The organism is Microbacterium sp. MRS-1, from assembly GCF_000585455.1.
In the GTDB taxonomy this organism is placed as follows: domain Bacteria; phylum Actinomycetota; class Actinomycetes; order Actinomycetales; family Microbacteriaceae; genus Microbacterium; species Microbacterium laevaniformans.
This window is the reverse complement of the sequence record NZ_JAUF01000026.1, coordinates 1-8,954: the sequence shown is the minus strand read 5'-3', so window position 1 is coordinate 8,954 and position 8,954 is coordinate 1. Positions and strand designations below refer to the sequence as shown.

At 67.7% G+C, this 8,954-nt stretch carries 5 protein-coding genes; 4 read left to right on the top strand and 1 reads right to left on the bottom strand.

The window, feature by feature from the left end:
* Positions 1-321: 321 nt before the first annotated feature.
* The gene (gene mobF / locus AS96_RS06290; protein WP_231477138.1) at positions 322-3,888 is read right to left on the bottom strand and encodes a MobF family relaxase; all 3,567 of its coding nucleotides are present in this window, start codon (positions 3,886-3,888) and stop codon (positions 322-324) included.
* A 550-nt stretch (positions 3,889-4,438) separates the two neighbouring features.
* Here mobF and hisD point away from each other — a divergent pair.
* The 4 genes from hisD to AS96_RS06270 all read left to right on the top strand — a co-directional run.
* Positions 4,439-5,806, top strand: coding sequence for a histidinol dehydrogenase (hisD, locus tag AS96_RS06285; RefSeq protein WP_036287078.1), 1,368 nt, complete (start codon positions 4,439-4,441; stop codon positions 5,804-5,806).
* 7 nt (positions 5,807-5,813) lie between these two features.
* A complete protein-coding gene (locus AS96_RS14930) occupies positions 5,814-6,158 on the top strand; it encodes an ArsR/SmtB family transcription factor (protein ID WP_081767985.1) in 345 nt (114 codons plus the stop codon).
* A gap of 37 nt (positions 6,159-6,195) precedes the next feature.
* Entirely contained in the window at positions 6,196-8,118 is a 1,923-nt protein-coding gene (locus AS96_RS06275) for a heavy metal translocating P-type ATPase (protein ID WP_051498774.1), read from the top strand.
* 125 nt (positions 8,119-8,243) lie between these two features.
* On the top strand, positions 8,244-8,954 hold a 711-nt coding region (locus AS96_RS06270), incomplete at its 3' end, for a VIT1/CCC1 transporter family protein (RefSeq protein WP_155947533.1).

The window sequence follows — 8,954 nt, the reverse complement described above, 5'->3', positions numbered from 1 at the left end:
TCATACGCAGCCGGGCTCTGCCTCTCCGCAGCCTTGCAATGGATTTAGCAACACGGCCTAGGTCGAGTCAGCAAGCGCAAGCGACACTGCTCAGGCTGCTCGGGACCATCTTGCCCTGTGCCCGCGGCGCTACGTCAACCTGCGGCGATCGGTGCAGCGGGAGGGTTAGGCGCACTCGAAGACCACATCGCGCGGCACCAGGCTGCGAATGGCAGAGACCAGCGCGGTCGAGAGCCAGAGCCGACTGCAGGCAACGCGGCGTGGGGTTGTTCCGTGTGCCACGCTCCCCAGTTGCATTGACGCTCCAGTTGAAGTGGATCATCACAGGCTCCGCGATGGGCTGGCCTGTGGTTGCTGCCGGTGCGGCATCGTGTGAGTTGCGCGTTCGGAGCGAGACTGTGCACGGCGCAGCGCGGCGTATGCGATCCGGTACTCGGCGGCCTGTTGGGCCTTGGTGATGTCCTTCGGGTTCCCCAATGGCGCGGACCCGGCGATCTCGTATCGGCTCCGGTAGAGCGCCACGGTCGCGACCCGTTCGAGCCATGCGTTCTGGGCACGCTGATCGCTGGGCGGCCGGAGCTTGCTCGTCCACGCCTCGGCGGAGCGCAGCGCATGCTGCGCGCTTCGCCGTGCGGCGATTTCGATGAGGACGCGGCGCGCGTCGAGCGCTGCCTGCACATCGTCCGGCGCCGGGGCATCGGGGAGGGGGATGAGCCCGGCGACGCGACGGGGCCGCTTGCCTCGCCCTGCGGCGAGGTTCATCGTCGCTGAGTCCAGTGCTGTGGCGAGGCGTGCTGCCGGGTCGGCTTGCTCTTCTCCGAGGCTGATCGTCGGTGCGAGGGACGTCAGGGTGGCGTTCACATCGTGGCCCGCGGCCTCATGCCGGGCAAGGGCCCCTTCAAGGTGCTCGTAGTAGGGGCTGGTGAACACGTCGTCAGCGACGTCCTCCGGGAACGGCGCGACATCGAGAAGCACGGCCCAGCGTTCGGCGCGTGCTTCGCGGGCCAGGAGGTCGAATTCGTCCAGCAGCGTCGCGAGGGATGCGTGCCGGTCGACTTCGCGGGCGAGAGTCTCGGTGGCGGACGGGTCAGCGTCGCTGCGTGCCAGCACCCGCGCGAGGTGTCCGGTGACGGTCTTCTCCTCCGGCGGGTCAAGGTGTGGCTCGACCTCATGCGGGTCGGGCTGGATCACATACGCCTCGTTGCGTGCTCGGCCGCGGGTCATCGCGACGTAGAACAGTTCTCGGGATGCCTTCTCGGGGTCGATGAGCGCGTGCGCGGTGTCCACGGTGGAGCCCTGCGCCCGATGCGCGGTCGCCGCGTATCCGAGCTCCACCTCGTCGGCGACGTACCCGGCCGGCAGTACGAGCGCTTTTCCGTGGGGGCCATCGCCTTTCCCGACGCGGCGGACGGCCAATGAGCCATCGTCGTAGCGGTGGGCGACGTGCCATCTGTCGCCGTTCTTCACCCATGACCGCCCTGTAGAGAGAGTGCGGTCGTTGAGGCGGGTGACGACGAGATCCCCGACTCCCGCTGTCGTCCCATCGTGAAGGAGCACTCCCTCGGCGTCGACGTGACCGGCGTCTATGAGGTCGGCGCGGGCGCGCTGGTTCAGTTCCGCGACGGCTTCACCGTTCCCGGCGATCATCAGCGTGGACAGGCCCGCCGCGCGGTCTTCCTGCCACGCGGCGTAGAGGACGTCGAGCATCTGGTCGAGCCCGCCGCCGTGCAGCCGGCCCTGCTCGTCGTAGACGTCCAGCACGCCGGGCTCGCCACGGCGCAGCGCGAGGCTGGCGGTCTTCTCCCACTCGTTGGTGAAACGGCGCACATCGGTCAGCTCGGGCACGCCGTGGCGGTGGCGTACGAGCATCCCGAACGCGCCACCGGTCTCGATCGCTGACAGCTGCGCCCAGTCGCCGATCAGCACGACCTTCGCCCCGACCTCTGCCGCGTGCGCGGTGATGCGATCCAGCGCCAGCGTGCCCGCGAGGGACGCCTCGTCGATCAGCACGAGCTGCCCGGCCTGAAGGCTCCAACGGCCTATGCCGTGCTCCCAGAGGAACTTCGCCGTGTTCTCTGCCCGCACCCCCAAGCTGTCGCCGAGAACCTCGGCAGCAGCGGCCGAAGGCGCCAGCCCGATCACGGAGTCCCTACCGTGCGCGGCCGTCCACGCCCTGTGCAGTGCGCGCAGCGCAGTCGTCTTCCCCGCGCCGGCCGGTCCGACGAGCAGATCGAGAGTGAGACCGGAGCCCGCGATCGCCGTGATCGCCGCCGCCTGATCCGGGGCAAGGGCCACTCCGCCGATCTTGCGGGTCACGTGCCGGGAGACGAGACGCGCCGTGAGCCGCGGCGCGTCCTCGGCCTCAGCGTGCTGGAGGAGCCGTGTCTCGGCGTCGAGGATGTCCTGACTCGAGTACGCGATCTGATCGGCCGGCTGGAACCGGTTCGTCCCGTCCGTGCGCATGTACGTGTCGGGCACGGGTCGGTCGTAGTCGGGGGTGAGTCGCAGGGAATGCGCCTCGGCGTGCTGCACGATCTGGTCGAGAGCGGTGATCCGATCGCGGGTAGAGACGAAGCGCAGACCCATCAGCTGCCGCATCGCTTCGGCGTGCAGGTTCCAGCGTCCCCAGGTCGCCCGCCGGTTCGCGACCTCCATGAGCACTACCGCCGCGATGCTCTCCACCTGCCCAGCATTCAGATCATCGGCCCGCAGGCGCACCTGTCCGGCCCCGCGGGCGAGGAGATGTGCAGCCCAGGTGGTGGCGTCTTCGCCGAGCACGGCGGTCGCCCGCTCGCGCCACTGCGCGGTCAGCTCGGCGAGCGAGTGCGGATCCTTCTCCGGCCGTGTCTCCAGCGTCGCTTGCTGCCGCAGCTTCGCCACCGTCGTGCGCGACGGGGTGCGCCCGTACTCGGCGACGAAATCGTCGATCAGCCGTTGCGTGGCCTCCGCGATCCCCGCGCCGTCATCGCCGCCGCCGGTTGTGCGGCGGGAGAACTCTGCGAGCAACCCGGCCGGGACGCCCTCGATCTCCCAGCCGGTGTTGCGGTCCTTCCCGCGGTCCACCGGCACCCACACCACGTCCAGTAGCCGGGCGGTGTGATCGGTGAGGAACGCGTTGTACGACGCCGACAGCGCCACCGTGGCTCGGTGCAGTGTCCGGGAGTCCAGCGACCGCCAGTGCCCGTCCTCGCCCTGCACCTTGTTCGACACGACCAGGTGCGTGTGCAGCTGTGGGTCGGCGGCGCGGGAGTCGTAGTGATCGAATGCCGTCGCGATGACGCCGACCACCGGCATGCGGGCGATCCCGCCATGCCCGACCCGAGTCGCGGCGACCCGCTGCTCGAGATGCGCGAGCGTGTCGCGCATCGCGGCATGATGAGCCTGGGCGATCAGCGACTGCGTGCCCGCGTCGGCGACACCCCAGATCGCGCTCAGCGACTTCGGCGGCGAGAACGTCAGATCGAACCCCGCAACCGCGGTGCGAGGCTTCTTCGCCAGCTCCTCCGCGCGGATGCGGTCGATCGCTTCGTCTCGGTGCCCGCCAGTGAGCGATGCGTCGAGCTTCGCAACCCGGGTTGCGATGCGCTCGCGCGGGGGTTGCAGCCGCGGATACCGCAACCCCAGCGGCGCGCCGGTCACCGGATGAACGCCGTCACCCAGGAGGCGTGCGAGCTGTTCCTCGGTCACCTGATCACCATCTGCGAGAGCTGGGCCCTGTCCAGTGTCCAGACTCGTGAGCCCGGCGCCGAGCCAAAGGCCCGGCGGGCTACCCGTCTCGGTGTAATAGCGGGTCAGGGCGGTGCCCATGTCGCGGTCTCCGTCGCCCGCGACGACCGACTTGAGGAGATACTCGTAGCCGCGACCGGACGACATCACGCGGATCGTCATCACCACGGCGCGCCCCTCCCGAGCCGGTCTCAGGAGGGGGCCGCCTCAGCGGCAAGGTGCGCGCAGCGCGCCCGCTCGCACCCTTGGTGCCAACAGTGTGTGTGCTCTTCGTCGACGGAGTAGCTCGTGTCGGCGATCATCACTGCCAGTGGCCAATCGGGCCAAGCTCACTGTGAAGCGGGCGGAGAACAGCAGCCGTGCGACGCGTCTTCAGCCGGCTGAGGGGATGCTCGATGTTCCGCTTCCGATGAATCAAAGGGGCGCAGTCAACGGAGATATCACGAGTGCGGCGATAGAGGATCGTGAAACCGATCGCATCTCCCATTATCTGCGTAACTGCGTAGGTATGATGCTACCATGAGGTGTGGCACTTCCTTCGACGAGGAACATGCCACAGGCCGTCGGGTCTGCACTGCCTCGCCCGGATCGGCGTGGTTCTCGTTATGAGAGGAACGATCATCTCCATCATCTCCATCACCTTCGAGCCGATCATGGCTTCTGCAACTTTGCGTGTCGCCCCCGCAGGGCCTGTGGCTCGGGGGATCGGGCGATGACTCACGCGTTCGGAAGTGTTGCTGTGCGCGTGATCGGTTTTCGTGGAAGCTCTGCCACCCGGGATGAGGTGCGCCGTGCCGTGCCGCGCGCGGTCGTGGATTTGGCGGGGGCGATTCCTGCGGCGTCTTCGACCATTGCTGACGTGCGACGCGACGGGTTTCCTGCAGTTGCGGAGCTCGCTGCCCGATTCGATCGGGTTGAGCAACAGATGCTGCGGGTGCCGGCGGAGGCTTTGGCGGAAGCATCCTCCGCGCTTGCGCCGGAGCTTCGTGGTGCGTTGGAGGAGGTGATCGAGCGGACCCGTCGGTTCGCGAGCTCACAGTTACCCGCCCCGGTCGTGGTGGGCTTCGAAGGGGACGCCCAAGTGTCGTTGAACTGGTTCCCCATCGAGCGGGCTGGTGTATACGTTCCTGGAGGGAAGGCGGTGTACCCGTCGTCCGTGGTGATGAACGTGGTTCCCGCTCAAGTCGCCGGTGTGCGCTCGATCGCGTTGGCGAGCCCCCCGCAGGTCGAACACGGCGGTTTGCCACACCCGACGATCCTCGCGACGGCGGCGATGCTGGGCATCGACGAGGTCTATGCCATCGGGGGCGCCCAGGCGGTCGCTGCTCTCGCGTACGGCATCGAGGACCCGGCGCAAGAACGTCGCGTCCAGCCGGTGGATCTGATCACGGGGCCTGGGAATGTGTACGTCGCGGCCGCGAAGCGTCTGGTCCGCGACACGGTCGCGGTGGACATGGAGGCCGGCGCGACAGAGGTGATGATCCTGGCGGACTCGCTCGCCGACCCGATGCTGATTGCTGCCGACATGATCTGCCAGGCCGAGCACGACGAGTACGCCGCCGCCGTCTTGGTCACCGATTCCACCTCCCTGGCCCTTGCCGTGCAGACGGAACTGGATCGACAGGTCGCCTTCACGCCCCATGCGGATCGGGTGCGGGCTGCTCTGACGGGTCAGCAGTCGGCGATCGTGATCGTCGACGACATCGAGCACGGCATCGAGGTCTGCGATGCATACGCCCCTGAGCATCTCGAGATCCATTGCGACGACGCTGACGGGGTGGCCGGGCATGTGCGTAACGCTGGCGCGATCTTCATCGGCGCGTCCACGCCGGTGAGTCTTGGGGACTACTGCGCCGGCTCCAACCATGTACTGCCCACCGGAGGCACGGCCACGTTCTCCTCCGGACTCACGGTGCACACGTTCCTACGGGCGGTGCAGACCGTGCGCTACCCGGCCGCTGCCCTCAGCCACGTGCGGGAGACGGTGCGCGTGCTCAGCGCCGCGGAGGATCTCCCCGCGCACGGCGCGGCCTTGGAGGCCCGCTTTGCCCACTCCCGGACGAACATCCAGCAAGGCTGACGTGTCGATGGTTCAGATGACGGCGGAAAGTGAGGATCGCGCGATCGCGGGAGCCGTGGATGTTTTCCGTACTCTCGCCGAGGGGACACGGATCCGGATCATCCTTGCACTCGCGCAACACCCCGAGAGTTCAGTTGGCCAGCTCGCGAGCCGAGTGGGTCGGCCCGCGCCGGCGGTTTCCCAGCATCTGAACCGGCTGCAGCGGAGCGGGATGGTCCGCCGTCGGCGAGATGGTCAACGCATGCTCTATCACCTCGTCGATGAACACGCCGCAGACCTCGCCAACACCGCACTGCACTACGCGGCGGTGCATCTGGAGGATCGGCCGACGCATCACGCACAGACCCGATAGACCTCCGATCATCCTGCTGAGAGATAGGAACCCGCCCATGACCGACCCCATTGCCGCGGACACCGCGGCCCGCCCCGCGGGAAACCGCACAACGTTCATGTCCTTGATGACGCGCGAGCGCTGGATCGAGGTCGCTCGTATCCTTCTGACCGGGTTGGTGGCCTTCCTATACTGGCAGCAGCTCATCCCGGTTCCCGTGCTGTGGGTGGCCGTCGCCGTCGGTCTGTATCCGCTGGTGAAGACGGGCCTGATCGATCTGTTCACCGAACGGAAGATCGGAACCGAGTTGTTCGTCACCGTCGCGACGATTTTCGCGCTGGTCGGAGGCGAAGAGGTCGCGGGAAGTGTGCTCATGGTGATCATCCTCATCGCTGAGTTCATCGCCGACCTCAACACCGACCGCGCGCGTGCGTCCATCCAGGGACTGATCGGCGCGGTCCCTACTATTGCGCGGGTCCGTGACAACGGGCAGGAGCGCGTGGTCCCGATCGCGGAGCTGCACGTCGATGACGTTGTCCTGGTCCGCGCGGGTGACAGCATCCCCGTCGACGGCACGGTCGTCGCCGGAGATGGGGCGGCGGATGAGGCGTCCGTCACGGGCGAAAGCGTCCCGAAGGACAAGTCCGCTGGCTCGCGCGTGTTCGCCGGCACGATCCTCAAGTCCGGGGCACTGGACGTGCGCACCGAAGCGGTCGGGGAGCAGACCACGTTCGCGCGGATCGTGGCCCTCGTCGAGGACGCTGAGGATTCCCGCGCCCCCGTGCAAAAACTCGCGGACAAGGTCGCTGCCTGGCTCATCCCGTTGATCATCGTGTTCCTTGTGGTTGTGTTCCTCGTCACGCGGGATGTGAGCATGATCGTTACACTCATGATCTTCACATCGCCCGCGGAACTGGCGCTGGCGACCCCGATGGTGATCATCGCCGCCATCGCGCGCGCCGCACGCAGCGGCATCCTGATCAAGGGCGGAATCTACTTGGAAAGCCTCGCCCGGGCGACCACCGTCGTATTCGACAAGACCGGAACCCTGACCGTCGGTAGCCCGAAGGTCAGCGCCGTCCGCATCGCTGACGCCTCCGTCGAACGTGATGAGCTGCTCCGGCTCACCGCGGGCCTGGACCGCCGCTCCAGCCACCCCCTCGCCGAAGCCATCGTCACCTATGTGCGCGAGGCCGGCGTAGAGATCCCCGAGCCGACCGATTTCCAGGTCGTCCCCGGCCGAGGCGTCACCGGAACGGTCGAAGGACGTGCCCTGCTTGTCGGCAACGCTGCCCTGCTCGCCGAGGCGGGGATCGACGTGCCATCCACTGCGGAGGCGACGACGGTCATCCACGTTGCCGCGGACGGACGTCTGATCGGCAGCTTCGAACTCGAGGACCAGATCCGGCCCGGCGCGAAAGAAGCCATCGCCGGGCTCCGTGTGAACGGTGTCAAGCGGATCGCGATGCTCACCGGTGACAATGCCGCCGTCGCCGGTCGTGTCGCAGAGAACCTCGGCATCGACGAGGTCTACGCCGATCTGCTCCCGGAGGACAAGGTCGACGTCATCTCACAGATGCAAGCCCGTGGTGAGCGGGTCGCGATGGTCGGCGACGGCATCAACGATGCCCCCGCTCTTGCCCTCGCCGAGACCGGGATCGCGATGGGTGCAGGCGGCACTCAGGCCGCGATCGAGGCCGCCGATGTCGCCCTCATGACCGACGATCTCAGCAAGATCGTCGGCGTGCGCGCGATCGCCCGCCGGGCCTACCGCACGATCCAGGAGAACTTGTTCGTCGGCGTCGGCGTCGTGCATGTGCTCGGCATCACCGCTGCCCTGTTGGGCTGGATCGGCCCGATCCAGGCCGCTATCATCCACCTCGGTCCCGACATTCTCGTGTTCTTGAACTCCACCAAGCTGCTCAGCGTCCGCATCAAGACCGGTCCGGACACTGCTCTTGAGCCATTGCGGCGCGACTAGCCAGCATGCACGACAGCGCCCACGCCGTCGATGGGCTGCGCAGATCTCGGTCTCTGCACAGCCCGTCGACGACGCGGTCTCCACTTGATCGCGCTAGCGACGCATACGATTTGGAAGAAGGACCCATGACCACTCCCACGTCCTCCGCTGCCCGCGTCCAGCGTCTCAACAGGCTGCGTGCCGGAGTCCTCGGCGCCAACGACGGGATCGTGTCCGTCGCGACTGTCGTCGTCGGCGTCGCCAGCGCCGCTGCAGGGGAACCCGCCCTTCTCTCCGCTGGCGTTGCCGCTCTCGTCGGCGGCGCCATCTCGATGGCCCTGGGCGAATACGTCTCCGTCAGCAGCCAGCGTGACAGCCAACGCTCCGCGATCGACGAGGAACGCGGACACCTCGCCGCCGACCCCGATGCCGAGTTCCAGGAACTGATCGCGTCGTATCAGGCTCGCGGTCTCACCGAAGCCACGGCCCGGAGGGTCGCCGACGAGCTCTCCGCTCACGACGCGCTGGCCGCCCACATCGACATCGAGCACCGCCTGGCCGAGGATGAGGTCGTCAGCGCATGGGGTGCAGCGACCGCGTCCGCGATCGCCTTCCTCGTCGGCGGCGTCGTGCCCTTCCTCGCGATCCTCCTGCTGCCCACAGGTATCCGCATCCCGGCCACCTTCGTGCTGGTGCTCTTCGCCCTCGCCGTCACCGGCGCACTCGGCGCCCGACTCGGCAACGCCCGACCGGGACGGGCGGCCGTGCGTGTCGTCGTCGGCGGCACCATCGCCCTAGGGCGTGTTGATCAAGAAGGTGCGGGGTGGCCAGCCGCCGCGAGTTGCGCGGGAGAATGG

Excerpts from the sequence above, each read along its gene's own strand:
- AS96_RS06275 (WP_051498774.1), top strand. The coding sequence starts at position 6,196 with ATGACCGACCCCATTGCCGCGGACACCGCGGCCCGCCCCGCGGGAAAC.
- hisD (WP_036287078.1), top strand. The coding sequence starts at position 4,439 with ATGACTCACGCGTTCGGAAGTGTTGCTGTGCGCGTGATCGGTTTTCGT.
- mobF (WP_231477138.1), bottom strand. The coding sequence starts at position 3,888 with ATGACGATCCGCGTGATGTCGTCCGGTCGCGGCTACGAGTATCTCCTC.
- AS96_RS14930 (WP_081767985.1), top strand. The coding sequence starts at position 5,814 with ATGGTTCAGATGACGGCGGAAAGTGAGGATCGCGCGATCGCGGGAGCC.